We start from the raw sequence: 25583 nt of genomic DNA on the forward strand, positions 1-25583 counted from the left end.
AAAAAAAAATCCGTTTTAATCCGCGTTTGCTTTAGCAATCTGTTTTATCCGCGTTCAATCAATTCAACACTATTTATTTTTAAATAATAACCACCAATCGCTTGCCATCAGGAACTTCAATATTCCAGACTTTCTCGATATCAATTAAATTTACTGTTTCAATATTCACTTTCAATTTGTTTTGCGCTGCCAAAAGAAACATCTCAGGCAGTATTTCTGAAAATAATAATTTGACTTCTTCTTTTTTCCAGCTTCCCAATCCTGAACCTGATAATTGCAAATCAACGCTTCTTAAAATAGCCGCTGATAATTGAATACTATCGCCCGACATTGCGCCAATAGAAACATATCTCACTTTGTGCGTAAAATTTCCTTTTCCTTTTAGAAACGAAAAAATCAATTCTGCAGAATGTCCCCACAAATAATCCAGAATGATATCAATTGGTGTGTTTTGCTGAATCGCTTTAAGTTGCGCAATAATTGTTTCATCATCTTGTTGAAGAGAAATAATTTCGTCAGCGCCTAAAGCTAAAAGACTTTGAAGTGTTTTTTCATTTCTTCCGGTAGCGATGATTTTTTTAGCGCCATAATGTTTTGCAATCTGAATAGCCATTTGACCTGTAAAACCAGTCGCTCCGTTTATTAAAACCGTTTCTCCGGGTTGGATTCCCGTTCTAAATCGTAACGCCATTGCAGAACCTGCAATTGCATTTGGCATTGAAGCAGCTGTTGCATCACTAATTCCGTCAAGTAAAGGAACCATTCTGCTTTTATCTACAAGTGCTTTTTCGGCGATTGTTCCGCTGATTCCCCGAGCGTAAACCCTTGTTCCATCTTCTAATAAACCAATGCAATCGCTGCCAATTACAGTTCCGTTCTGATTTTCATTTTCTGCCGAATAATGATCTCCGCTTACAATTCCTTTATCGAGATTGGTAATCGCTACGGCTTTAACCGAAATTAAAACTTCATTTTCGTTGCTCACAATTGGAGTTGTAAATTCTGCATATTTGGGCAATTCGCCTCTTTTATAAATAACTGCTGCTTTCATAATTATTAAATTTTATGAAGCAAAATTAGGCAGCTGTTTAAGGGCAGACGATAACATTTGTTATTATTTTTTTTTCACCATATAAGTTATATAAGCTCATTTAAGCTTGCCTTATATTTCTTATATAACTTATATGGTAAATAGATTATTTTTTTTGAACCAATTTACTTTTAATTCTGCTTAAATGAACTGTGCTTACGCCAAGATATGACGCAATATAATGTTGCGGAACACGCTGAACAATCTGAGGTCTTTCTTTAATGAGATTAAGATAACGCTGAGTAGGAGAGTCCTTTATAAACGAAACAAAATGTTTCATATAATCAAATGTACGCTCAAAAAGCATATCAAATAAACGATCTCTCATTTCCGGAATTTCTTTAATTTCTTCCAAAATTTTATTCAGATCATCTCTAGAAATCCACCATAAAACAGAAGATTCAATTGTTTCAATAACAACCGGACTCGGAAATTTTTTCATGAAACTTTCGATAGAAGCTACACTTTGATTTTCGAAAAAGAACTGAGTTGTAAGATCTTTTCCGTTATTATTAAACCAAACCCTGATACAGCCTTTTTCGATTATAAAAAGCTTTTTTGAAATTTCACCTTCTTCTAAAAGTATTGTTTTTGCAGGAACTTCAATGCGGTTGAAATGGTTGGTATATTCAATCCATTTTTCATCAGTTAATGGTAATTTATTTCGGAATTGGTTGAACATTTATCTGTTTAATTTAACATGATTTAGATTTAGAACATATTGAACAAATAATCAATTATCAGAATTACCCGTTTGAACTGCTAAAATATGGATGATGATAGAATCTAAAAAATCTAAATTTTCATCATTTATATTTAGAGAAATTTTTCGAGGAGATTTCCAAAGATTTTGTGTTACTTCCGCAATTTTAGTTTCTTCAGAAGTGTAATGATAATTCCAATTAATAGAAAATAAACGATCATTATAATTCTTTTTTAGACTTTTATTTTTATCGAAAAAGAGATGGCTATCCGTGATACCTAAAATATTATTTAACAGATTCTCATTTTGAAATAAAATCTTATAGGAATTATTAATAAAAATAACTTTGCTTTCTAAATTTAAAACTAAATCATCGTTGTAATTATATACTTTTATAATTGTTTTATACCAATTGAATTTTCCCGTTGAATAGAATAAAAGTTCATTATTTTTATAAGCATATAAACTTTGTTTTTTATTTTCTACAATTTCTATTTCCATTCAAAAAGATCTAATTCAAATCCGTTTCCACTTCAAACAACTGAACCTGACTTCTCAATCTCTCAATCAATAAATTCATCATTCGTTTGTTTAAACTTGAAGAGTTTTGAATATAAATATCATATTCTTCAATTGTAAAAAGTCCCATAATAATTCCTTTAAGAGAATTTCTGAACTTAATATCCTTTTGAATAGAGTTTTCGATGGTTTGGATTTTCTTTTCGGCAGTATAAGAGTAAAAATCAGCTTTATTTTTATTGACGTAATTAATAAAAACTGCTATAAATAAATCATTTTGAAGTTTTAAAATTGGTCTAATCGTTTGATTTTGAAATAATTCTTCCGGTGAAGATTGAGCACTTACGGTTCCTAAAGTCTCTCCTCTGAATTCTCTTAAAAAAGCATCTCTATCTTCCATGTTTTTTCTTTAAATTTAGAAAAAATTCTAATGCGAAATTAATTTTACCTTATAAGTTATATAAGATATTATAAGTTTATCTAAATGAGCATACAAAGCAACTAAAACGATCTGTAGAAAATAAGCCTACAGTTTTAAATGAGCTTATATCACTTATATGGTGAAAAAATTCCTCAATCTATGAATATAAAATATTTACTGTTTTTAATTGTAATCGCAATTATTTCCTGCAATTCTAAAGATGAAAAAAGCAAGTACAATCAAATTGTATATCAGGCTGTAAATGACAAAGACACCGCTACTTTAAGCATCCATATCAACGACAAACGTTTCTACGGACATTATGAAGTTCTATATCACAAAATAGGAAAAGATTCCGGTGATGTTAGGGGAGATCTAAAAGGCGACACTTTACGAGGAGATTTCCATTTTATCTCAAACGGAGGAAGCTGGAAAAGGATTCCGCTCGCTTTATTGAAAAAAGAAGACAAACTATTTTTAGGAAGCGGGATTATCACAACGTATTTCAACTTGCCATGTTTCATGCCCGGAACTCCTATAGAATACGATAATGCAAAGTTTGTTTTTGAAGAAATTAGAAAATAGTTTTCAGTCGCAGTTCGCAGTGGCAGTTTACAGTTGAACTGTGACTGTGACTGCGAACTGCGACTGAGAACTGTGACTGATAACTGATAACCGAGACTAAAAACTAACTCAAAGGTCCAATCGTTGACGGCAATTCGAATATTTCAAGATCAAAATAAATGACCGAAGCCATTACATGATCAAAAATATCTGCCATAATATATTCGTAATTTGCCCAACGTTTATCACTTGAAAAAGCATAAATCTCTAACGGAACACCATGCGCGCTTGATTGTAACTGGCGGCACATAATATGCATGTCTTTATTCAAACCAGGATGCGTTACTAAATATTGCATAATATATTTCCTGAACAATCCTAAATTTGTCATGTTTCGACCATTCAGCGAAAGCGATTTATCAACACCTTGCAAATTATTGTATTTCTCAATTTCAGCCTGTCTGGTTTCAATATAAGTACTAATGAGCTGCACGTTTTTCATATGATTGAGATCATCATTATTCAAAAACCGAATACTGCTGCTTTTTATCAGAATATGTCTTTTAATACGTCTTCCGTCAGATTTTTGCATGCCGCGCCAGTTCTGGAAAGAGTCGGAACTTAAAGCATAAGTTGGAATCGTGGTAATCGTATTGTCAAAATTCCGAACCTTTACGGTTGTCAGGTTAATTTCGATAACATCACCATCGGCGCCAAATTTATCCATTGTAATCCAGTCACCAATCCTGACCATATCGTTGATTGCAACCTGAACACTCGAAACAAATCCTAAAATAGTATCTCTGAAAATCAAGATAATAATCGCCGAAAGCGTCCCCAAAATCGTCAATAATTCTCCCTTTTTGATTCCGAATAACGTGGAGATAATCATCGCAACGCCAAAAATCCAAAGAACAATCATTATTACCTGAACAAAACTATCGATGGGTTTATCGCTATATTCAGGTTTCTGTTTTAAATAATCTCGTAAAGCATTAAAAATCGTTCTGATAATCCATAAACTAATCAAAACGATATAGATACCCACTATTTTTCCAAACAGCGATTCCCAATAATCATATTTGTCCAAAATGATTGGAACAGCTTTATAAATAAAGAAAAACGGAATTAAATAAGCGGTGTATTTGGTGGTTTTGTTATGAATTAAGTAATCATCAAACTTGGTTTTTGTTTTTTGGGCAAAAATGGCAGTTAAGGTTACTAAAACAAATTTTGCAACATAATAAATGGCAAAAGCCAAAGCCACCATGATAACAATATTAAAGAAAAGGCTGATATAAGACGCAAAGTTGCGGCTCATTCCCCAATCTCTAAAAAGCGGATATAAAAAATTGAATATTTTATCCAAAGGTTTATTGTGCATTATTTTCTAAGTATTTTTTCTCAACATAAAAAGTTCCAAAAGGTATAAGAGAAGCAATCAGGATAATTCCGAAAGTTTTAAGATCCCAATTTTGAGATTTTCTAAGCAAAACTGCTAATATAATGTACCCAATAAATAAAACACCGTGCGTCATTCCTAACGGACGTAAAATGGTATGATAAAGTTCCGGATTATTGTTTTTTATCACCAGCATATTGGCAAATAACACTAAGTAAGAGATTCCTTCTAAAATTGCAGTAACTTTGAAAATCTTGAGCATGTATATATTTTTTTAAGTTTATACAAGCAAAATTAAGTATTATGGTTGGTTTTTGAGGTATGAATCAATAAAGTAATTTACTTTTGTAATCTTAAACTTTGATAATGAGTAAACGCGATTTAAAAAAATATTTAGCCGAATTAAATAAGGAGCAGCTCGAAGAACAAATTATTGAGTTGTATGAAAAATTTGCTCCTGTAAAAGTATATTACGATTTTGTTTTTAGCCCTAAAGAAGATAAACTTTTACAGGAAAGCAAGATTAAAATCTCACACGAATATTTCCCGATAAAAAAGCCTACGTCGAGATGGAAACCAAAAGCTAAATTAAGACGTTCTGTTGCGCAGAAATACATAAAACATTTCATTTTGTTAGGTGTTGACCCTTTTGTGATTGCAGATATCATGCTGTATAACATCGAAATAGCGCAAACATATTCGTCCAGTAATTTTATTAAACAGGAATTGTTTTACAAAAGCATGCTAAATTCTTTTGAGCAAGCTGTTAATTTCATCATTTCTAACGGAATTTTGTCTGAATTTAAGGAGAGGATTTTTGCAATTCAGCAAGAAACTATTCGGCAGAAATGGAAAAACAAGTACGAATTTGAGGCAATTTCAGACAAAGTAGACTTATAAAGGCTTTTCTCATAAAAAATCTTATTTAAAAAAATGATTTATTTTACGTTAAAATAAGATGAATAACTGTTTTTTCGGTGTATTTTTGCAAAAATCCAAAAATAAACAATGTCTCAAAACACTTTAGAAATAGAAAGAGAAGAGAAAAAAGAACTATATGCATACCAGAAAGGCGATATCGATGCCATTTTTGAACGTTTAGACAATGCTCCTTCGAAACATCATTTATTATATCAATTGCCTACAGGTGGTGGAAAAACAGTAATTTTTTCTGAAATCGTGCGTCGTTATTTAGCAAATAATGATAAAAAGGTAGTGGTTTTAACGCACCGTATCGAACTTTGTAAACAAACCTCAAAAATGTTGAAAGGGTTTGGTGTTTCTAATAAAATAATCAATAGTAAAGTAAAGGAATTACCGGATCAAAACGAGTTTTCGTGTTTTGTGGCAATGGTGGAGACCTTAAAAAACCGTATCAATGACGAGAAATTACATCTTGACAACATTGGTTTGGTGATTATTGATGAGGCGCATTACAATTCATTCCGAAAATTATTAAACTCATTCAAAAACGCTTTTATTCTTGGAGTAACAGCAACACCTTTGAGTTCAAATATAAAATTACCAATGCACCAGAGTTACGATGAACTTATTGTGGGAGACACCATTAGTTCGTTGATTGAAAAAGGATTCCTTGCAAAAGCAACAACCTATAGTTATGATGTGGGATTAACATCATTAAAAGTAGGTATCAACGGAGATTACACCGTAAAATCATCAGACGATTTATATACAAATACCATCATGCAGGAAAAACTTTTGCATGCGTATACAGAACGTTCGTTAGGTAAAAAAACCCTGATTTTCAACAACGGTATTCATACTTCATTATATGTGTATGAAACGTTTAGAGAAGCCGGTTACGATATCAGACACCTTGATAATACAAGTAGTTCTGAAGAACGTAAAGATATTCTGGCATGGTTCAAAAAGACTCCGGATGCTATTTTAACATCTGTAGGAATTTTAACCACAGGTTTTGATGAACCTACAGTTGAAACGATTATTTTAAACAGAGCAACAAAATCACTTACTTTATATTACCAAATGATTGGTCGTGGATCTCGTAAATTACCTGGTAAAGACGAGTTTACAGTGATTGATTTAGGAAATAATGCAGCACGTTTTGGATTATGGAGCGAACCTGTAAACTGGCAGCACATATTTAAATCACCTGAATTTTATTTGGAGAATTTACGCGATGATACTGAGATCGAATTGTATTTCAAATACAGTATGCCACCGGAATTACGCGCAAAATTCGCAAAAACTGCCGATGTAACTTTTGATGTAGATGAAGAACACAAACTAATCATCAAACAAAATTTACGTTCTAAAGTAGTACTAGACAAATCGTTAGAGCAACATGCAGCAATGTGTGTCGATAATACCGAAACATTACAAGAAGCAAAATCATTAGGAAGAGAACTTGACGACGACATCGATTGCCGTATCAAACGCTATTCTAAATGCTTAAGCCAATGTAGTAAAAACTACCGCGAATGGCTGGTTGACGATTATAAACTAAAGTTAGTCCTATTAATAGGTAAAAAATATCGTGAAAAAATCATGAACGAACCGGACGAAGAATAAAAGAAATTTGTTTCAGTTTTATTATTCTGTGGGTCTTTAGGTTCAGGTTTCAGTTTTTTTTAGTTTCAGGTTGTCAGGCTGAGCGATCCCGATAGCAATCGGGAGAAGCACATTTCAATTGGAATTTGGAGTTTTAAAAAATTGGAATTTCAAGAATTAGAAGCTATTTCCTGCTGTCCGCTATATCTTTTCCTGGCTAAAGAAGCCAGAAAAAGGATGCCGCTTCCATCAGGGCTAGGGTTTAGGTTTCATAAAAAGAATATTTATAAAGTTATGTCATTTCGACGAAGGAGAAAATCACACGAATATTACGCAAAGTTTGTCGAATATTGGATGAAATTTCTCCTTCGTCGAAATGACAAAAAATAAAAGAACCTCAAAGGTTCACAAAAAAATCATTTTAATCTGAGTAATCTGTAGCAGAATCTAAAATCTACAATCAGAACTCTACAATAATAAAACATGTCTAAACAATTCTCATCATTAGGAATTTCAGCACCAATTTTAAAAGCATTAAGTGAATTGAACATTGTTGAACCAACAGAAATTCAACAAATAACAATTCCATTGCTTTTATCTGAAAGCCATGATGTCGTAGGTTTAGCTAAAACCGGAACCGGTAAAACAGCCGCTTTCGGATTACCATTATTGCAATTAATTGACACCGAATCTGCAATTGTTCAGGCTGTAATTTTGGTACCAACCAGAGAACTTGGACAACAGATATTCAGAAATTTAGAAGATTTTGGAAAACATATTCCGAATATCTCAATAGCTTCAACTTGTGGCGGAATCCCAATCAGACCACAAATGGAGCGTTTATCACAACCCACACATATTGTTATAGCAACTCCGGGACGTTTAATCGATTTGATTCAGCGTAAAGCAATCGACCTAAAACAAGCTAAATATTTAGTATTGGATGAAGCCGATGAAATGGTTTCGATCCTAAAAGAAAGCTTGGACGAAATCGTAGCTGAACTTCCTAAAAAACACAGAACATTATTATTCTCAGCAACTTTGCCGGGAACAATCAAACAATTGATTCAGAATTACTTAGATAAAAATGTAGTTCAGGTTAGCGCTAACATGGAAACTGTTGGTAACCAAGGAATTGATCACGAATATATTGTTGTTGATCCAATTGAGAAACTCGATGTTTTAATGCATTTCCTGAATTCAAAAGATGGAGAACGCGGAATCATCTTTTGTAAAACTAAAGCTGCAGTCAATAAACTGGCTAAAAATTTAGCAATTAATCGTTTTTCGTCAGGCGCGCTTCACGGAAGTTTATCTCAGGGAATTCGTGACAGAATCATGGAACAATTTCGTGAAGGACACATTAATATTCTGGTTGCAACAGATTTAGCAGCAAGAGGAATCGACGTAAAAGAGATTTCTTATGTTGTCAATTATCATTTGCCTGACACCTATGAAAATTATGTTCACCGTAGCGGTAGAACAGCAAGAGCAGGAGCAAAGGGACTTTCCTTAACTGTTTTACAACAAGAAGAAGTAGCAGAAATTCCGGAATTTGAAAAAGAATTAGGAATTAAATTTATTCAGTTCCAAAAACCTTCTGTGGTAAGTTTAGAAGAAAATAATACGCTTTTGTGGGCGAAACAAATATTTAAAACAAAACCAAATCACGATATCTCAGATGATTTAAAAACAAAAGTAAAAACTGTTTTTCATCATCTTACCAAAGATGAATTAATTGAAAAATTAATGGCAAATTACGTACTTCAAAATAAAGTTGAAGTAACTGAGAAACCTGTTAAAAAATTCAAAAAGTAATATTTCCAACTTTTGATTTCCTGATATATATTGTAATTTTATAGTGCATAAACAACGCATTATACAAGCATATTATGGCAGATATTCAAATACAAAAGATTACGCTCAACGAGATTCAGCAATTACAAAAAATTGGCCGACAAACTTTTCAGGAAACATTTTCAGAATCCAATTCTGAAGAAAACATGAAAGATTATCTGGACAAAGGTTTTGCTACAGAAAAACTAACGGAAGAATTGACCAACAAAGATTCTGAGTTCTATTTTGCAACTTTAGATAATGAAGTAATTGGTTATTTGAAAGTTAACTTCGGTGCATCTCAAACTGAATTAAAAGATGATAAAGCACTTGAAATTGAGCGAATCTATGTTTCAAAAGAATTTCATGGCAAAAAAGTCGGACAATTATTGTATGAAAAAGCTATAGAAGTTGCCCGACAAAAAAACAATGATTATGTATGGTTAGGTGTTTGGGAGGAAAATCTGCGAGCGATTGGCTTTTATACAAAAAATGGATTTGTTGAATTTGATAAACACATTTTTAAGTTAGGAGATGAGGAGCAAACAGATATTATGATGAAACTCAAATTGACAAATTAATTCCATAAGATTTTAAAAGAAAACTCAAAATAGGGTTTTGTAATTGGAATTATAATGTTAAATTTATACAACTGCTAAGCGCAGAATAGTTTTACTCATAGAATCTACTTAATAAATAAGATATGAATATAGTCATCATAGGAGGTGGTTTTGCAGGACTAAATCTGGCAAAAGAGCTTGTAAACCAACCTCAAATACAAGTGACCCTTGTAGACAAAAACAATTATAATTTTTTTCCACCACTTATATATCAGGTTGCTACGGCATTTCTAGAGCCTTCAAGTATCAGTTATCCTTTTAGAAAATTCTTTGCAGGCAAAAAAAATCTTCAATTTCGTTTAGGCGAATTACAATCTGTAGTTCCTTCCGAAAATAAAATAATTCTCAACAACGGCGAATTGACTTACGATCATTTGGTTTTTGCTACAGGAGCAGAAACAAGTTATTTTGGTATGGAAAACGTAATGAAAAACGCCATTCCGATGAAAACTTTAAATGACGCCATCGAAATGCGTAATACATTGCTTAAAAACCTTGAAAAAGCTGCTATTTGCAAAGATATTCGTAAACGCCGTAAATTATTAACGATTGTTGTTGCCGGAGGCGGACCAACAGGAGTAGAGGTTTCAGGAATGTTTGCCGAGATGCGTAAAAATATCCTGCTAAAAGAATATCCGGAACTTGAAACATCTGCAAGTAACGTTTATTTGGTCGATGGGGGAGACGCATTGCTTGCGCCAATGAGTGAAGCTTCACAAAAAGATACTCTTGATGCACTTACTAAATTGGGTGTTGTCGTTAAACTTCATACAAGAGTTGTAGACTACGTTGATGATACTGTACATTTTGAAAATGGAGATACCATCAAAACTAAAAACTTAATTTGGGCAGCAGGAGTTTCTGCTAAAATATTTGAGGGAATTCCAAAAGAAAGTTATGGTCGCGGCAGACGTATGGCAACAGATCAATATAGCAAAGTGAACGGTCTTACAAATGTTTACGCTATTGGTGACACAGCTATTACAGCCGGAGATAAAAATTTCCCTGACGGACATCCGCAAGTTGCTCAGGTTGCCATTCAACAAGGATTAAATTTAGCCAAAAACTTTAAAGCGCAAATCAAAAACAAACCATTAAAACCATTTGCTTATAATGACAAAGGTTCTATGGCAATTATAGGAAAAAATAAAGCTGTTGTAGATTTACCAAGTCCAAAATGGCATTTCAAAGGATTTTTTGCCTGGATTATCTGGCTGTTTATCCACCTGATATCCCTGATTACGTATAGAAACAGATTAAATACATTCTGGAATTGGATGGTAGCATATTTTGCCAGCGATCAATCACTGAGAATGATTATTAGACCTGATAAGAGATCTTGATTTTGAAATTCCAATCTATTGAAAATAAAAATTCAATTTTTTGAAATTCCAAATTCCAATGGATTGAAAGAAAAATAAATTCCAATCTTTTGAAATTCCAAATTCCAATCATTGAGAATATTATTGAACATAAAAAAAGCCGGAATTTAATAAATTCCGGCTTTTTTTATGTTCAATTTTTGTCATTTCGACTAAGGAGAAATCAAACTAGAATTCCGACAAAGATTCATTTTTGGAACGGAGTTTCTAGTGTGATTCTTCGTTCCTCAAAATGACAAGATTCTGTCTTAATTAGAATTTTTTTCTTACTCTCAATTACTTGGAATTTGGAATTTAAAAAAATTGGGATTTTAAAACTTTAGTGCCCAACCAAAACATCATCATTTTCAGATACTTCAACTTTAGTTTTAATAAAGCGCTTACCAACATTCAGTACAATGAAAGCAATAATAGTTGTTGCCGTCATAATAAAAACCATTGGTGCTACAGAATTTTTAACGAAAACTCCAACAGCAAATGATGCTAAAGCTCCCAAACCTAACTGAATAGCACCCATTAAAGCTGAAGCACTTCCTGCGTTTTTAGCAAAAGGAGCCATTGTAAGTCCGGCAGTATTGGGATTTGAAATTCCCAGACAACCTAAAAACAAGAATAACATTGCGATCGTTTCATACAATCCTAATAGATTATTTAAAGAAAGTATCAGGAAAACGATTACGATAACAGATTGCAAAATCAATGCTCCGAAAATCATTTGCTCGCTTGTAAATTTCTTCAATAAAACCGAATTCAGCTGACTTGAACCAATAAAACTAACTGACATAAAGGCGAAAATCCATCCGTATGTTTTAGCATCTACATGGTAAATGTCCATAAAAATAATAGGAGAGGCGGCAACATAGGTAAATAAACCAGAAAAAGCGATAGATCCGGTAAATGCGTAAGTAAAAAACTGAGGTTCTTTAAGCACTTTCAAAAAATTGGAAATAATTGGCTTTGGCTTTAATGAAATGGAGGTATCAGGTTTGTAACTGTTTGGCAAACCAAGTTGCGCAGCAATTAAAATTGCGATTCCCATACACATTAAAATAAAAAACACCGTATGCCAGCCGTAATCTTCTGTAACATAACCGCCTATAGTTGGCGCCAACATTGGCGAAAGCCCAAGAACTAACATTAATAATGAAAAAACTTTCGGGATATCTTTTACCGGAAACAAATCCCTAACCATTGCAACTGACGCAACCGTCGCAGCACAACTACCAACAGCCTGAATAAATCGCAATAATATAAACGAATCAATATCAGTAACATAAACACATCCTAAAGAAGCTAAAATGTAAACCATCAAACCAATAAATAAAGGTTTTTTTCGTCCAAAACGGTCCAATAAAGGTCCGTAAAGCAATTGTCCAGCCGAAATTCCGATAAAGTAACTTGATAAACTCATGGAAACTTTTGCAACTGTAGTATGCAAGTCTTTTGCAATTCCTGAGAAACCAGGCAAGTACATATCAATTGAAAAAGGACCAAGTGCTGTTAAGGAACCTAAAATAAGTATGAGTTTAATGTATTTTTTCGTTGTCATTGTCTTAAATAATTGCTTTTAATTTCGGGCAAAGGTAAATATTTAGTACCTTTCTATATAATCAAAGCTTTAATAAATAAAAAAAGGCTGATTATTTTTTTAAGAATTGATTTCAAACTGACATCAATTTTAATCTAAAATTAAAACATATGAAAAATTACACTTTACTATTAGCTCTTATTTTTACAACACTTTCATTTGCTCAGACAATTGTATCTAAAAAAGAAGACGCAAGTCCGGAGCAATATGCACTTCTTCAAAAAGTAAACGAATATTATCCGGATATTACACTGAATAAAGCGGTTACAAATTTTTATGCCGACGGAAAAATTATTGACACGCAACAAGAATTCAACTTAGATACTTCTAAATTTTCAAGTTATAGAATTGGAATTGAGCCGGATAACAAAAAACTATTGTTTGAATACGTTTCTACAGAAACTGGAAAGGTTTACGGAGATGTGACAATTTTTAAAGGAAATGCTTTAAGAACAACATTCTTAGAAAAAAGCAATGAAATAAATGTTGCATTAAACGGGAAACCGGTTTATGTGAAAAAACTAAAATAATGCCATATTATATTCAAAAGAAAAGCATCCGATACGTTGGATGCTTTTTTAGTTTATATTTGGAACGTATTTTATTTAATAAAAATTGAAGTCATAATGAGACAATTTATTCTACTGTTACTATTAATTTCTTTTTCAGCACATTCACAAATAAATAGATTTACCGGAACCTGGAGCACTGAAAATTGTAAAGATTGCAGCAAAGAATATGTTTTGACATTAAACATAGCGCAATCCAACAGCAAGATTTTTGGAACGGCAGAAATTACAAGCAGCAATGAAAAATTTGTAACCGGCATTATGGAAGTTACCGGATATGTACATGGATTTGGTGAAAAGGCTCAAATTACTATCAAAGCTAAAAATGGTACGGCAAGCGCAGTTCTTTTTGCAAATGATCAATCGCTACAATTCAATAAACGAGGCGGCGACGATTTAGTTCCCAAAGAAACGATTCTCACGAAGTTGTATTAGAAAAAGATAAAACATTAAGACTATTTCTCTCTAATCAATTTCTCCAATCTGTCAATCATTTCCTTTTGCTGTTCAAGCATACGCTCGTAAAGCTCTACCATTTTATCTAGAGGATTAAAGGTAGGTTGGTTATTAAAAAAAGCTGGTTGTTGGCAATTATCAAAAGAGGCATTGTTTGAGATTATATTTACCGCTTGTTCTTCATCAAAATTCTTTATGGCATCCGCAGGCACTTTCAGAATTTTAGCAACCTGTTCTAAAATATCCTTTTCTACAAATTCCTTTTGTTCCAAAAGAGAAATTTTCTTCTGATTCCAATCTTCTCCCAATTCATAAGCAAGGGATTCTTGTTTTATCCCCAGCATTTCACGGAACCGCTTTATATTTCGACCTTGGTGTATTTTCTTGTCTATCATTTTAGTATGTATCATAAATGCCAAATATAAGATTTTTACCTAAAATAATTAAGGCATATTGAAAAGAATATATATTACTAAACATTTTCAAATACGCCAATAATTTTAATTTCACTTTCTCAATTGCTATAAAAGAATAAATAATTATACTTTAAAAAATGTATAAAAAAATAAGAACATAAAAAAACCCCGTTTTATTGGGGTTCATTTATTAGTTTTTTAGTTGTGTCAGCAATTGGGACGGAGACAATAATCCACAGTCTTTGGCTACTTTTTCAATATCCATTATACCTATTGTTTCGTAATCTTCTCTATAGACACAATGTACAGTATATGTACCACCTGCATATGCCTGAAATACTATATTTGTTATACTGTATGGTTTTTCATCAGGAGGTTGAACGGTTATATCTTTATCTTTTAGTTCAATAGTATAATATTCTACTAAATATTGGGCTTGATCAAGGTTATACATAATTTTATTTTTAAAAATTGTATCAAATATAAGTAAAATTTATCCTTTTACTTCGTTGATTAATTTACCATTTATAAAATATTGCATTAGCGATTTGCCTTTATCTAGCTTGTACAACGTTCTAACTGTATTACCATCAAACGTCCTTACTTCTCCAAATATCAAAACATCATCGGGAGTTAGAAATGTATATGACAAACAACGATTATCTAAAATTGTAACATTGTACAATTTAAACTTAGAAACATTTTCATAAACTACATCAGCCGAAAGAAACTCATTTGTTTTAAAATTGTTTTTAAATTTATTCTTAACCTGCTTACTAATCATAATATCAGGATAAATTGAATTAACATTTTTTATTAGCTCGTATTGCTCAATTGTAGCAACATCTGTTTTTTCAAGATAAACTTTCAAAAGCTTTTTTTTCTTACATTGGTCAGATTAACCTTAAACAAATAAATAAATGAAAAGCATCAATGTAACACGAGGAAAATATGATTATGTCATTTTTTTAGAACACATTATTTCTGTTTCGAGTTCAAATGTAGAAAATGAAACTTACATTAGAGTAACAAATGGAGATTCCATCTTGGTTGAAGGATCATTAAATGAAATTGTAAATAAGATAAATAAAGCAAAAAACTAACTTTAAATATAGAAAAATGAAATTTATAACATTAACCTTGACAGGCGGAGCAACATTATTATTAGATAAAAGTTTAATTATTTTTGCTGTTGATTATACAGAATTTAGACAAATAACATTAACCGTTTTCATAAGTTATAATACAAATGAACTATAATTTATAGTATGAAACATAGAACGTCCAACTTTATCAACAAAGTTGTTAACAACTCTACAATAACTATTTACAGCCAGCTATTTTTAAGAATACTACAATATACAATATTTGGAACATAAAAAAAGCCCCGTTTTATTGGGGCTTATTTATTGATTTTTACTTTAGTTTTATTCGACCGACGCGACAGAATACGTTAATATCTGAGACAAAGCAAGCGAATAAGCTGACAATATAGGAGCGTCCCAAAGCGCCAATTGCTCTTTATATCTTTTCTCTAAATCACCATTTCCAATAGGCATACATAAATAATATTTATTACCCCAAACACGAGAATGAGCAACAACCATTATGCAAGATGTTTTTTTTGTTTTATCATTAGTTAGAGACTGAAACAGAAAATCATAATTTGTATCTGTATAATGGTAAATTTCACTTAAAGAATACCCCTTTTTAAAATCTAAACCTTTTGCAATTGTTTCCGCATAACCTTTAGTAACATAATTATATTCCTCTACAGTTGTTTGTGAATAAGAGAAAGAAAAAGCTAAAAGCAATAATAAGGTAATTTTTTTCATATAGTTTATTTTTGTGAGTTTATAGTTATTAAAGATTTCCAAATATAGTGCCAATAATTTTAATTTCACTTTGTCAATTGCTATAAAAGAATAAATAATTATACCAAAAAAAGTAAGCCCTTGTAAATTAATACAAAGGCTTATCTATTATATAATCATTAAAGTATTGTCTAGAAACATAATTACCAGTTTTTCGATTGTAAATATTAATGTAGTGATAATCAAATCCGACATTTTTACACCAGTTATGCAGATAATATATTGATTTACAAAACTCAACTTTTATAGGTCTTATACTTTTATCCTTATTGAAGATTGTACAGCTGTATGGCGTTGGAGTAGTATTAGCCATAAATATTGGTTATCTGTATTTCTACTTGATGAAGTAGGTTTTTAATCTTAAAACCCCCATTCACACAAACAAACGTTGACATATCGAACTCTCCTTTTTTAATAATACTTGTGCCAGATTCTATGTAATTTACATAAAACCAAAATTCATTAGTTCTAATATCTGTAAATATAAAAACACTCAGACCATACGGATAAGTAGTAGTTGTTGTCATTTTTACATAAAAATCTCCAAATTGAACTATATCACCGTTATTTTGAACTGGGAACGATGTGACCAAATCGTAGCCATTTGCAATGTAATTCGGGTTTTCTCCCTGAAACTCTAACGTATCGATATGCGTACCATTTCTATATGTATCATAAAATGCTGTATAGAATTTATTATCGGATTGAATTGTACCGAGTTTAAGCAAAGAATAAACTCTACTATCATAAGCATAACCCGAACCCTGAGAAAATCTGCCGTCTAATCTAAATTGAGGTAATTTATATTCTTTTAAATATCTTAATGGCTTCTTTTGAAAGTCAGTAAAATTTGAAATCTCAACACCTGAACCAGTTGCAAAAGGAACTCTAAGAAATATCTCAGTGAAAGCCGTTGCAAAATAATTTTCAGGAATAACATTTAAATCAACATTTCCTAAATCATTAATAATAGAAAGCATTGGCAAACTATCATAATTAGCAAAAGACACTCCATTTACACGCTTATTATCCATGAAAACAGATAATATAAAAAATGGTGTTTGAATGTCCTTTACGCCATAGCCCTGTTCATCATAGTATGAGATTTCCTTTACTTTAACAGCGTATGTATCATCAATATATTGTATATAATTCATATTGTCTTAATTGAATAAAGGAACTTTTTTTAAGTCCGAGGTTGATAAATATTTTTTTAAATCAGCCTTTAAATCACGGCGTGTAATAATATAATAACATCCGATTACTAAAGGAACAGTTGTAGCTTGCTTTACTTTCAATAATTCACTAATAGTCTCTCTCTCATTTTCAAAATTCGACATTGGTTCAGTTATCCAAGTATACCAAGGAGAATCTTTTGTTTGCTTATTTGTTCCTAACCAAACCGCCAAAGATTCAGCTATATCATGAACTTCTTTACGAGGTGTAATTTTATTCAATTCAATTTCTTTTGTCATTGGATTAGAAACTGCAATTTTTAAATCATTTTCCGCATCTTCCAACGCTTTTTCCTCAGCATCTTGTGTGAATTTAGAATACCATTTTTTTAATAATGGATAACACACAATGATACCAACAACCAAAAGCCAGTATTTTTGCAGAAAGTCAAAGAGCCAAACTGTGTTGGCTTGGCTCTTTGTTCTGTTTACTATTTCTCTTTGAGCCATAATTATTTTTTCTTAAATAATTTATAAGCTAAAAATCCTGCTAAAGCAACTAATACAACATTTGAAATAGTTTTATTGCTTGCGTAAAAAAGTTTGATTTTATCTAACATCTTGTTTAAATTTTGAATTAATAATTTTTATCTTTTTTTGCGTTTGTTTAGACTGTAACGCTGTAAACAGTATAAAAAAAAAGTAGTACAGGAATAATCAAATAATTAAATTTGAATTTCTTCTTAGCCGTCACAGTAACACCTGAAAGATTAAAATCTCCTATAATGTCAATAGCATCCTGAATATCTGAATCATAAATAAATGAAGCATCCACACCATTTTCATGCTTAATAATTGCTCTCGCAATAACCAAGTAAAACTTAGCATCTACAATTTTTATAGTTTGATCAGGGTCTAATCCGACAGCCTTTGCGATAACATCAATATACTTTTGAGTATCATTTTCTTTAGGCGGTGCATACTCAGAAATCAATTTTCTAATTGTATTTTTCCCTTTATCTATATCGTTTGTCAAATCCCTTAACATAGCACGAATCCCAAATTTAACCTCAGTAAACTGGTCAAACTCCTTATTATAATCAGTATTTTGACTTACTGGAATTTTACCCTGCCAAGCAATGTTATAATTTCTTAGATTGCCTGGATTGTTATTTCGAACACCTCTAGACAATTCTTTTCGACCTAAAAAACTACTCATTTCCCTCTACAGTTAAAGGTTTAACAGGTGTTTGCGGTTCATCTTTTCCAAAATCAAGTTTACCCAATTCATCAGATACAACCTGAATACCTTTTAGAATAGCAGTTACAACCGCACCATATTTCACGATAATACCAATTATCGAAACAATTCCTTTCAAATTTTTCATGACTTATTTTGTTTTAATTGTTTTCTTTTCTCTAAATACTCTTTGAGTAAATCAACTCCCTCATGTAAAATCAGAGGGAGGAATTTTAATATGACCTTAAACATTAGTTTGAACGTAAAAATGTACCCGCGTAACCCCCGTTTTTAGCACGTGGATTAATTACAAATGCCATGCTGTCAATTACAACTTTACCGCCATTTTTCTGCATTGTACCCCAGTGGAATGACTGAACACCAGTTTTAGTGTTTGTAAAAGTGCACGCTACAGAACCAAACCAACCTTTATCTGAAAGATTTGATTTCGTAGTTGTTACACATTTAATTGCAATCAATTCACCTTTTGACAATCTCCAACCAGTTGTAAGATGTTGCTCTACTCCCTGATTAGGACCCGAAACGGGGGTGTACGTAGTGTACTTTGCACCTGAATGCTTTACTTTTTGTTGATTATTATTGTTATCATTCTGATTATTAGAATTATAACTTTTTTTACTTTGTGCCATTACTTTATAATGTGTTTGATTAATAGTATGATTTCAGCCATTTTTTTTAATATTATTACTGCCGAATCTATCAGAAAAACTATAAGATAGATTCGATAGTAATTTTTAGGCTTATCGTCTTTTTGCAACTCTTTTGCCTGTGTTATTGCGGTCACGTCTTATAAACCAAATCAACGCAATAAGACCAACGACAGCACCAATAACAATTTTCCAATTTCTTTGAAACCATACCTTTATTGTTGAGCTTACAACAGTAGCACCAACCTGACCACTTCCCTCAATAAATCCAGTACCTAAACCGTCATTTATCCCCGTTGCAACAGCTTTACCGAAAATATTAGCACCCGCACCAGCGACAGCACCAACAGTGTTAGCCGTACTTTGATTCAAAGCTTGCGTTTGCGCATTCCAATAATCTGCTTCGGCTTGTTTGCCTTGTGCCTCAGCTTCTTTAGAAAGTTTTTTTGCTTCGACAGCATCAGTAACTTTCCCAATTACTTGCTGAGCAATTCCACCAACGCCCGGAACAAAACCAACGGCAGTAGTCGCAACTTTTACCAAGTTTTTAAACGAGACATTTTTTTTAATGGATTGACCAATTTTTTTAAAGAACCCCATATTTTACACAGTTTTTAAACATCTTACGACGAAATTAATAATTGAACCTTGTGACTTATTGATTTCTAAACCAACAACAGCCACCAAAGGCAAGGTTAATCTATCAGTTAAACCTTGAACAATTGTCCCATCTGCAAGAACAGCTTGGATTGGGTCAATATCACGGCTTAAAGTTTGAAGTTCAAAAGGAAGATATTTCACTACTTGACCATTTGAGTATTGGTAAGACAAATCACTTACAGAATCATCAACAGTCATAACAGCCAAATCAAATCCCTGAACATCAATCTTTTTGTTGAACTCCTCAGAAGCAACAGATTTTTGTTCAAAAAAGAATAAATTGTTTGTTTGCTGTGGTTCTTCGATTCCATGTAATTCGTAACGTTTACCTGCAATTAAATCTTCAAGAGTAATTTTAATACTCTCTTTATCTGCAAGATAAATTGAACCTTCGTCTGCCAATTCACATAATGCAATCAAAGCATTATCTGCATCGGATTGTGTGTTTTCAGTTCCGTAGGTACTTGCTAAAATGAAATCTTTAAGCAAAACTTTATTTGCTAAAATGACATTCGAACCGTTTCCACGTTCAATGTAAACACTAATTTTTTCAGTAGTTAGGGCTGATAAAGCCACATCACTTGAAAGAATCAAAGCACCGATTGCTTTTGTTACTTGTAATTCTGGCGATTTTGTAACGCCTGTAATAGTTGCAATTTTCATTTGTTATAAATTTTAATTGTTTAATTTCTTTCACAAAGGTTATTGCAACTATTGTTAGGCGTTCCCTAAAATTCCCTATAATTCCCTATTTTTCCCTAATTTTCCCTATAATATGCCATAGGTTATTAAGTCTTGAACCGTTAAATAGTTTCTTTTTAAAGCAAGAGAATCAATAATTGTTTGATATTCTTTACAAGCTGTTTTGTAGCTTAATTCAAGAATATGCATTAACTGGGTTTTAGTCACTTTTTGGCTTGTATTCTGTGTTTTCATGGCTTATAAAAATAAAAGTTGGTGTTCGTGGAATAATTCAGAATCGAAATCATTTACTAATTTTTCCTTTGTTCTAAATTCGTGCAGATAGAAGTGTAATTTGTTTTGAAACCAAATTAAAAGCGGGTTTTCAGTAGTCATGTCCATATCTTCAAGTAAAAGATTAAGAGCAACGATATAAGATATGTCTTGATTATTTGCGTAATATTCTCTAAAAAGAGATTTAGCAAGCCGTTTTTTAATGGTTGTTGAAGAAAGAACAACTTTCTTTAAACGCTTGATTATAGGATTGAATTTTGTAATTTGAGATTGTAAAAAATCAAAATCAAAAAGGGTTATAAGCTTTTCTTTATTGATTTGACTTTTACCAGTGTTTTCGCGAAGTTCAAAAAAACCTTTATTTGCAATTTTCAACAACTCATAAAGGTTAGCTTTATCAAATATACCCCAAGTCATTGTCTGACTGATGTTTATATCTAATTTAGAATGTTCGTTTAAACCCCTAAAAAATGCAGAATTTAACTGATATTCAAAACGCCAGACGTTGTCATTTTTCAACCCATTATTCGCATAATATTCATTTATATATGGCTTTTCTGTGAGTTGTAGCGACAGCGTTTTGTTATAACACCGTATTATTTTATCAGATGTTCTTTTCCCAATTTGGAAACCGTTAAGTATTGATTTTCCTTTGTACGTTTCAAAATAGCTTTGTAAATTTTTCGGACGCCCCGAGATAAGGTAGTTACCTGCAACCACATTACTATATAAATTACGGTAAGAATTGTTGATATCAGACTTGTCAAGGCAAATATCCAGTCTATTAACAGACTTAAATAAGTAGTTCGTTTCATCGCAAAAAGCGTTTATGACACCTCTTAAGGTATCGTTAGACAATGTGTAAAATAAATTGTTTTCGAATTGTAGTTGTGCAAATTGTTCACTCATAATTGCTGAGCGTGGTCTTGCTGTGTAAATTCCAATTTTTAAATCTTCATAATATAAATCTGCTCTAATCTCAAAAATCTTAGTTCCGTATTCATAAGGCTTTAAACGAAATTTTGAATTTTCGGGAAATTCTCCAAATGGCTGACCCTCTAAATTTATAATTAGGTAGTCTATATTAATAAGAGTAGGTTTTAAATTATTGTTTTTGAATTTAGTTTGGGCTTGATGCCTTTCTTTATATGAAATCATTGTTTTTAAGTAGGTTTGAGTGAGTTAGTTGCCGTTATACCCTACGGCAACTATTAAAAAAATCGAAAGGGGAGTAGCAAAAAATTAATTTTCTAAATTTTGCCACAACGAATAGTGATTTTTAGGCAAATCGTTAATTGTAAATTCCTTTTTCGAAACAGCTTCAGTTATTTTTCTTTCGATTTCAAAAAATTTGTTTTTATAATTTGAAATTTGAGAATTAAAAAAAACATTTATCTGCTGACCAATTTTTGTAATTTCTCTAATAGTAAAATCATGCTGATGTTTAAGACCAATCAAATCGACAGTTTCTACAGGATTTTTTGAATATTCGTTTAAATCGTGATTTAATCCAGCTAATTCCAGTATTAAATTTTCTCGTTTTTGAATTAAAAGTAAAATTGTAGACATATATCAAGGTATTAAAAGATTATGTTTCAATAACTTTCTAAGCAAAGTTTTACAAGAATCGCAATAAAAAATAAATTCATGCAAAGCCTGATTTTGACGAATTATAAAACAATCCTTTTCTATGTGAATGGAAATTCCTACTTTCGAACCTCGTACACGAATATGCAGTATTTTATGTGCAAGTTGTTCCGTTTTACAGAAAGGTCGAATTTTTTTTAAGAATGTTTCAGGTTTGAATTGGGTAAAATTCATTGAATCAACGTATAGAAGTAGTAATACGTAGTTTTCTAAGGAAGAGCGTTTTAAAGCCATAGTTTATTTGTTAATAATTACATTACAAATATGAACTATAATTTATATTATGTAAAATAGAATATTTCAGAAACCTTCTCCAATACAATCATGATCTTTCTGTAAACTTATAAAACATTTATTGTAATCAATCCCTATCTTGATTTTAGATCTCATTCTAAAGAAATTCAAATAAATTATAAAGATTTTAAAGTGTGAAAATTGATTTATAGAGCCTGTAAATCAGTATTTTTTTGTATTATCTTAAAATAATTATATTCTCTTAAAGATGCTTTCATTGTAAGAGTTTATTTTATTATTTTTACATTCGATACTTTAAAAAAATTATCAAAAATATATGAATACAATTGCTGAGCATATTGCAGATTTTTTAAAAGAATACCCGCCATTTAATAATTTAACTTTTCAGGAATTATCTGATATTGCTACAAATATTCGTGTTATCAATTTAGAAAAACACGCTGTATTATTTCAAATCAATGATACACTTCATGATAGTTTTTATGTTGTGGCTTCTGGCGTTATAAATTTAACGACAATTGCAGATGCCGAGGAAACCCTTATAAACAAATGTCATGAAGGCGATATTTTTGGTTTACGTCCGTTTTTTGCCAAAAATAATTATATGATGACAGCAAAAGCACGTGAAGAAAGCATCATTTATGCTATTCCGATCGCTGTTTTCAGACCATTTGTGGCTAATAATTCAGATGTTTTAAACTTTTTATTAGAGAATTTTGCCATCAATTCACGTCATGCAAAAGACAATGTGAATTCTCAGGGAAAACTCATTTCTGATACTGCATTTTACGTTGATCAGCAAACCGAAATGCAATATATTCAATCGCTGGTGTATAATAATTCGCCGTTAACGACTGAATCTAACCGTATTGTAAAAGATGTTGCTATTTTAATGACCGAATCAATGGTAGATAATATCGTGATTTGTGAAAAAAATAATCCAATTGGTATTGTTACAAATGCTGATTTATCTTCAAAAATTGCAACAGGCCGCTATCCTATTACTGAAACCATTGACAAGATTATGTCTTCGCCGGTTGTTACCGTAATTGAAAATGTTTCTTTGGCGGAAGCTCAATTGTTAATGCTGAAACATAATGTGACGCATTTATGTGTTACTAAAGATGGCACGAGCAAATCTGCTGTGAAAGGAATTATTTCTGAACACGATTTAATTGTCGCTCAAGCCAGTAATCCGGGTGTTTTGATTAAAGAAATCAAACGTTCTCAGCTTCCTAAAGATTTAAAACAAATACGTGATCGTTTGTCTGATTTGATTCAGAATTCAATCCAGAAGAATATTCCAATTTCTCATGTTAGTAATATTGCCAGCGAAATAAATCTGGCGATTATAAAACGCGCTGTCGAATTGTCTATTTTAGATTTAGGCTCACCTCCTGCCCGTTTTGCGTGGTTAAGTATTGGAAGTCAGGGACGTAAAGAGCAATTATTGCTTACAGATCAGGATAGTATTTTGATTTTTGAAGATGTTGCTCCCGAGAAATACAGAGAAGTAAAAGATTATTTTTTAAGATTAGCCAAAAGAACTACTTCTATATTAGAAAAAGTAGGATACGAATATTGCCCAAACGGACATATGGGAAGTAATATGTTATGGTGTAAATCATTGACTGACTGGACAAAACAGTACAACAGCTGGATGAATACTCCAGGTGAAAACAGCAACGATTTAAGTAGCATTTTCTTTGATTATGAAATTGTTTTTGGAGAGCCAAAAATTGAAGAAGTAATCGAAAATGTTATTTTCAAAAATGCCGTTAACAACACTTTATTCTTTGACTTTTTAGGAAATGACGCTTTAAAGAAAAATTCGGCTTTGAGCTTTTTCAAAAAATTCATTGTTGAAGAAGAAGGTCCGCACAAAACGAAATTTGATATTAAAACCCGCGCACTAATGCCATTAATTGATGCTGCGCGTTTATTGATTTTAAATTCTAATATAAAAGGAATCAAAAATACCTATTTGAGATTCAAACAATTAGCAATAACAGATTCTAAAAATGCCGAAATTTATTTAAGCTGTGCCGAAGCATTTTTGACATTATCAAAATTTAGAACTGTTGAAGGATTAAAAAATGACGATTCAGGACAATATATCAATTTGCGAGAAATGTCTAAAACCGACAAAGAGAAGTTAAAAAATGCCTTAACCCCAATGAAAGACCTTGAGGAACTGATTAAGAGTAAATTTCAACTTACACAATTCTCATAAATATGCTAGACTGGATTAAAAATATCAGCAAAGAGTATCCGGATTTCTGGAAAGACTATCTTACTAAATTTGAAACAAAACCAAATCGGTTTGTTGTAGTATCTACTGAAACTTCCGGATTAAATCCAAATAAAGATGTGATTTTATCTTTAGGCGCATTTTCGGTAATTGATGACAGTATTATTATAAAAGATAATTTTGAAGCTGTTTTATTGCAATACAAATTCTTGCAGGATAACGGACTTTCAAATGAATTTATTATTGAAAGTAAAATGATTAAAATGCCTGAACCAGATGCAATTGAAGCATTTGTGAATTTTATAGGCAATGCTGTTTTAGTTGGTCATCACATTAATTTTGATATTGAAATGCTGAATGCAGCATTAGAACGTCTGGATTGCGGAAGATTAAAAAATGAAGCTTTGGATATCGATATGATGTATCGTAAATTAACTGATATTAACGACAAGCAATTTTCGTTAGACGATTTAAGCGAAATTTATAAAATCCCAAAAAGCGATAGAAACTCATCATCTGAAGATGCATACAAAATTGCTCTTTTATTTTTGAAGTTAAAATCGAGATTGGGAATTAAATAGGAGAAACTATTATACCACATAAGTTATATAAGGAAGTGTAAGTTTTTGATTGTCAGACAAAAAATCAAAAATTGTTACGCAAATATTTCTCAAAGTTTTAAATTTTGACAAAGATGACTACTCAGGAGGAATTCTAAGTAAATTGATATTAAACAAAAA

At 31.7% G+C, this 25583-nt stretch carries 32 protein-coding genes; 12 read left to right on the forward strand and 20 right to left on the reverse strand.

The genetic code is table 11. The features are described from left to right. Positions 1–79: 79 nt before the first annotated feature. From KHA90_RS06290 to KHA90_RS06305, 4 genes are all read right to left on the reverse strand, one after another. Positions 80–1051 carry a quinone oxidoreductase family protein gene (locus KHA90_RS06290; protein ID WP_213296540.1) on the reverse strand — a complete coding sequence of 324 codons (972 nt, stop codon included), beginning with the start codon at positions 1049–1051 and terminating at the stop codon, positions 80–82. A 145-nt stretch (positions 1052–1196) separates the two neighbouring features. Further along, entirely contained in the window at positions 1197–1772 is a 576-nt protein-coding gene (locus KHA90_RS06295) for a Crp/Fnr family transcriptional regulator (RefSeq protein WP_213296542.1), read from the reverse strand. A gap of 51 nt (positions 1773–1823) precedes the next feature. Next, a complete protein-coding gene (locus KHA90_RS06300; RefSeq protein ID WP_213296544.1) occupies positions 1824–2294 on the reverse strand; it encodes a hypothetical protein in 471 nt (156 codons plus the stop codon). 10 nt (positions 2295–2304) lie between these two features. Beyond that, on the reverse strand, positions 2305–2712 hold the full coding sequence (locus tag KHA90_RS06305; protein WP_213296546.1) for a glyoxalase: 408 nt from the start codon (positions 2710–2712) through the stop codon (positions 2305–2307). A gap of 138 nt (positions 2713–2850) precedes the next feature. Between KHA90_RS06305 and KHA90_RS06310 the strand changes: the two genes are divergently transcribed. Continuing rightward, positions 2851–3318 (forward strand): hypothetical protein, encoded by a 468-nt coding sequence (locus KHA90_RS06310; protein WP_244860258.1) that lies wholly within the window; start codon positions 2851–2853, stop codon positions 3316–3318. 103 nt (positions 3319–3421) lie between these two features. Here the strand turns inward: KHA90_RS06310 and KHA90_RS06315 are convergent, their stop codons facing one another. Further along, entirely contained in the window at positions 3422–4681 is a 1260-nt protein-coding gene (locus tag KHA90_RS06315) for a mechanosensitive ion channel family protein (protein WP_213296548.1), read from the reverse strand. Next, positions 4671–4961 carry a DUF3817 domain-containing protein gene (locus KHA90_RS06320; RefSeq protein ID WP_213296551.1) on the reverse strand — a complete coding sequence of 97 codons (291 nt, stop codon included), beginning with the start codon at positions 4959–4961 and terminating at the stop codon, positions 4671–4673. Before KHA90_RS06320 ends, KHA90_RS06315 begins: the two co-directional genes overlap by 11 nt. A gap of 104 nt (positions 4962–5065) precedes the next feature. Here KHA90_RS06320 and KHA90_RS06325 point away from each other — a divergent pair, with 104 nt between their 5' ends. The 5 genes from KHA90_RS06325 (at position 5066) to KHA90_RS06345 (ending at position 11030) form a co-directional block, all read left to right on the forward strand. After that, the gene (locus KHA90_RS06325) at positions 5066–5599 is read left to right on the forward strand and encodes a DUF6155 family protein (RefSeq protein ID WP_213296554.1); all 534 of its coding nucleotides are present in this window, start codon (positions 5066–5068) and stop codon (positions 5597–5599) included. 108 nt (positions 5600–5707) lie between these two features. Then, the gene (locus tag KHA90_RS06330; protein WP_213296557.1) at positions 5708–7252 is read left to right on the forward strand and encodes a DEAD/DEAH box helicase; all 1545 of its coding nucleotides are present in this window, start codon (positions 5708–5710) and stop codon (positions 7250–7252) included. Between the two features lie 462 nt (positions 7253–7714). Then, positions 7715–9049 carry a DEAD/DEAH box helicase gene (locus KHA90_RS06335; RefSeq protein ID WP_213296559.1) on the forward strand — a complete coding sequence of 445 codons (1335 nt, stop codon included), beginning with the start codon at positions 7715–7717 and terminating at the stop codon, positions 9047–9049. A 74-nt stretch (positions 9050–9123) separates the two neighbouring features. Further along, entirely contained in the window at positions 9124–9648 is a 525-nt protein-coding gene (locus KHA90_RS06340) for a GNAT family N-acetyltransferase (protein ID WP_213296561.1), read from the forward strand. A 122-nt stretch (positions 9649–9770) separates the two neighbouring features. Further along, on the forward strand, positions 9771–11030 hold the full coding sequence (locus KHA90_RS06345) for an NAD(P)/FAD-dependent oxidoreductase (protein ID WP_213296563.1): 1260 nt from the start codon (positions 9771–9773) through the stop codon (positions 11028–11030). Positions 11031–11388: 358 nt separating this feature from the next. On the opposite strand, the gene KHA90_RS06350 is transcribed toward KHA90_RS06345, so the two are convergent. Further along, positions 11389–12618 carry a multidrug effflux MFS transporter gene (locus KHA90_RS06350; protein WP_213296565.1) on the reverse strand — a complete coding sequence of 410 codons (1230 nt, stop codon included), beginning with the start codon at positions 12616–12618 and terminating at the stop codon, positions 11389–11391. A gap of 149 nt (positions 12619–12767) precedes the next feature. Between KHA90_RS06350 and KHA90_RS06355 the strand changes: the two genes are divergently transcribed. Beyond that, positions 12768–13187 (forward strand): hypothetical protein, encoded by a 420-nt coding sequence (locus KHA90_RS06355; protein WP_213296567.1) that lies wholly within the window; start codon positions 12768–12770, stop codon positions 13185–13187. Positions 13188–13283: 96 nt separating this feature from the next. Further along, complete coding sequence (locus tag KHA90_RS06360; protein WP_244860259.1) at positions 13284–13661, forward strand: hypothetical protein; 378 nt, start codon at positions 13284–13286, stop codon at positions 13659–13661. A gap of 20 nt (positions 13662–13681) precedes the next feature. Here KHA90_RS06360 and KHA90_RS06365 read toward each other — a convergent pair whose 3' ends face one another. The 3 genes from KHA90_RS06365 to KHA90_RS06375 all read right to left on the reverse strand — a co-directional run bounded on the left by KHA90_RS06365 (position 13682) and on the right by KHA90_RS06375 (position 14969). Continuing rightward, positions 13682–14092, reverse strand: coding sequence for a helix-turn-helix domain-containing protein (locus KHA90_RS06365; protein ID WP_213296569.1), 411 nt, complete (start codon positions 14090–14092; stop codon positions 13682–13684). 196 nt (positions 14093–14288) lie between these two features. Next, positions 14289–14552: a hypothetical protein gene (locus tag KHA90_RS06370; protein ID WP_213296571.1), complete on the reverse strand. Its 264-nt coding sequence runs from the start codon at positions 14550–14552 to the stop codon at positions 14289–14291. 39 nt (positions 14553–14591) lie between these two features. Further along, positions 14592–14969 (reverse strand): hypothetical protein, encoded by a 378-nt coding sequence (locus KHA90_RS06375; protein WP_213296572.1) that lies wholly within the window; start codon positions 14967–14969, stop codon positions 14592–14594. A gap of 49 nt (positions 14970–15018) precedes the next feature. Here KHA90_RS06375 and KHA90_RS06380 point away from each other — a divergent pair, with 49 nt between their 5' ends. Continuing rightward, positions 15019–15201: a hypothetical protein gene (locus tag KHA90_RS06380; protein ID WP_213296574.1), complete on the forward strand. Its 183-nt coding sequence runs from the start codon at positions 15019–15021 to the stop codon at positions 15199–15201. 16 nt (positions 15202–15217) lie between these two features. After that, positions 15218–15358, forward strand: coding sequence for a hypothetical protein (locus KHA90_RS06385; protein ID WP_213296576.1), 141 nt, complete (start codon positions 15218–15220; stop codon positions 15356–15358). Positions 15359–15525: 167 nt separating this feature from the next. Here the strand turns inward: KHA90_RS06385 and KHA90_RS06390 are convergent, their stop codons facing one another. The 10 genes from KHA90_RS06390 to KHA90_RS06435 all read right to left on the reverse strand — a co-directional run bounded on the left by KHA90_RS06390 (position 15526) and on the right by KHA90_RS06435 (position 22259). Then, entirely contained in the window at positions 15526–15933 is a 408-nt protein-coding gene (locus tag KHA90_RS06390) for a hypothetical protein (protein ID WP_213296578.1), read from the reverse strand. Between the two features lie 344 nt (positions 15934–16277). Next, entirely contained in the window at positions 16278–17129 is an 852-nt protein-coding gene (locus tag KHA90_RS06395) for a hypothetical protein (RefSeq protein WP_213296580.1), read from the reverse strand. 6 nt (positions 17130–17135) lie between these two features. Beyond that, a complete protein-coding gene (locus KHA90_RS06400) occupies positions 17136–17657 on the reverse strand; it encodes a hypothetical protein (RefSeq protein ID WP_213296582.1) in 522 nt (173 codons plus the stop codon). 157 nt (positions 17658–17814) lie between these two features. Continuing rightward, entirely contained in the window at positions 17815–18366 is a 552-nt protein-coding gene (locus KHA90_RS06405) for a hypothetical protein (RefSeq protein WP_213296584.1), read from the reverse strand. Beyond that, on the reverse strand, positions 18359–18535 hold the full coding sequence (locus KHA90_RS06410) for a hypothetical protein (protein ID WP_213296586.1): 177 nt from the start codon (positions 18533–18535) through the stop codon (positions 18359–18361). Before KHA90_RS06410 ends, KHA90_RS06405 begins: the two co-directional genes overlap by 8 nt. A 103-nt stretch (positions 18536–18638) precedes the next feature. Next, on the reverse strand, positions 18639–19037 hold the full coding sequence (locus KHA90_RS06415) for a hypothetical protein (protein WP_213296588.1): 399 nt from the start codon (positions 19035–19037) through the stop codon (positions 18639–18641). 111 nt (positions 19038–19148) lie between these two features. After that, positions 19149–19655: a hypothetical protein gene (locus tag KHA90_RS06420; protein ID WP_213296590.1), complete on the reverse strand. Its 507-nt coding sequence runs from the start codon at positions 19653–19655 to the stop codon at positions 19149–19151. A 3-nt stretch (positions 19656–19658) separates the two neighbouring features. Continuing rightward, positions 19659–20378 carry a hypothetical protein gene (locus KHA90_RS06425; RefSeq protein WP_213296592.1) on the reverse strand — a complete coding sequence of 240 codons (720 nt, stop codon included), beginning with the start codon at positions 20376–20378 and terminating at the stop codon, positions 19659–19661. Between the two features lie 276 nt (positions 20379–20654). Next, positions 20655–21848: a hypothetical protein gene (locus KHA90_RS06430; protein WP_213296594.1), complete on the reverse strand. Its 1194-nt coding sequence runs from the start codon at positions 21846–21848 to the stop codon at positions 20655–20657. Positions 21849–21932: 84 nt separating this feature from the next. Beyond that, the gene (locus tag KHA90_RS06435; RefSeq protein ID WP_213296597.1) at positions 21933–22259 is read right to left on the reverse strand and encodes a hypothetical protein; all 327 of its coding nucleotides are present in this window, start codon (positions 22257–22259) and stop codon (positions 21933–21935) included. A gap of 649 nt (positions 22260–22908) precedes the next feature. Between KHA90_RS06435 and KHA90_RS06440 the strand changes: the two genes are divergently transcribed. Together KHA90_RS06440 and KHA90_RS06445 are read left to right on the forward strand one after the other, a co-directional pair. Then, positions 22909–24825 carry a DUF294 nucleotidyltransferase-like domain-containing protein gene (locus tag KHA90_RS06440; protein WP_213296599.1) on the forward strand — a complete coding sequence of 639 codons (1917 nt, stop codon included), beginning with the start codon at positions 22909–22911 and terminating at the stop codon, positions 24823–24825. A gap of 2 nt (positions 24826–24827) precedes the next feature. Further along, entirely contained in the window at positions 24828–25424 is a 597-nt protein-coding gene (locus KHA90_RS06445) for a 3'-5' exonuclease (protein ID WP_213296601.1), read from the forward strand. Positions 25425–25583: the final 159 nt, after the last annotated feature.

The organism is Flavobacterium psychroterrae (genome assembly GCF_018380615.1).
GTDB lineage: Bacteria > Bacteroidota > Bacteroidia > Flavobacteriales > Flavobacteriaceae > Flavobacterium > Flavobacterium psychroterrae.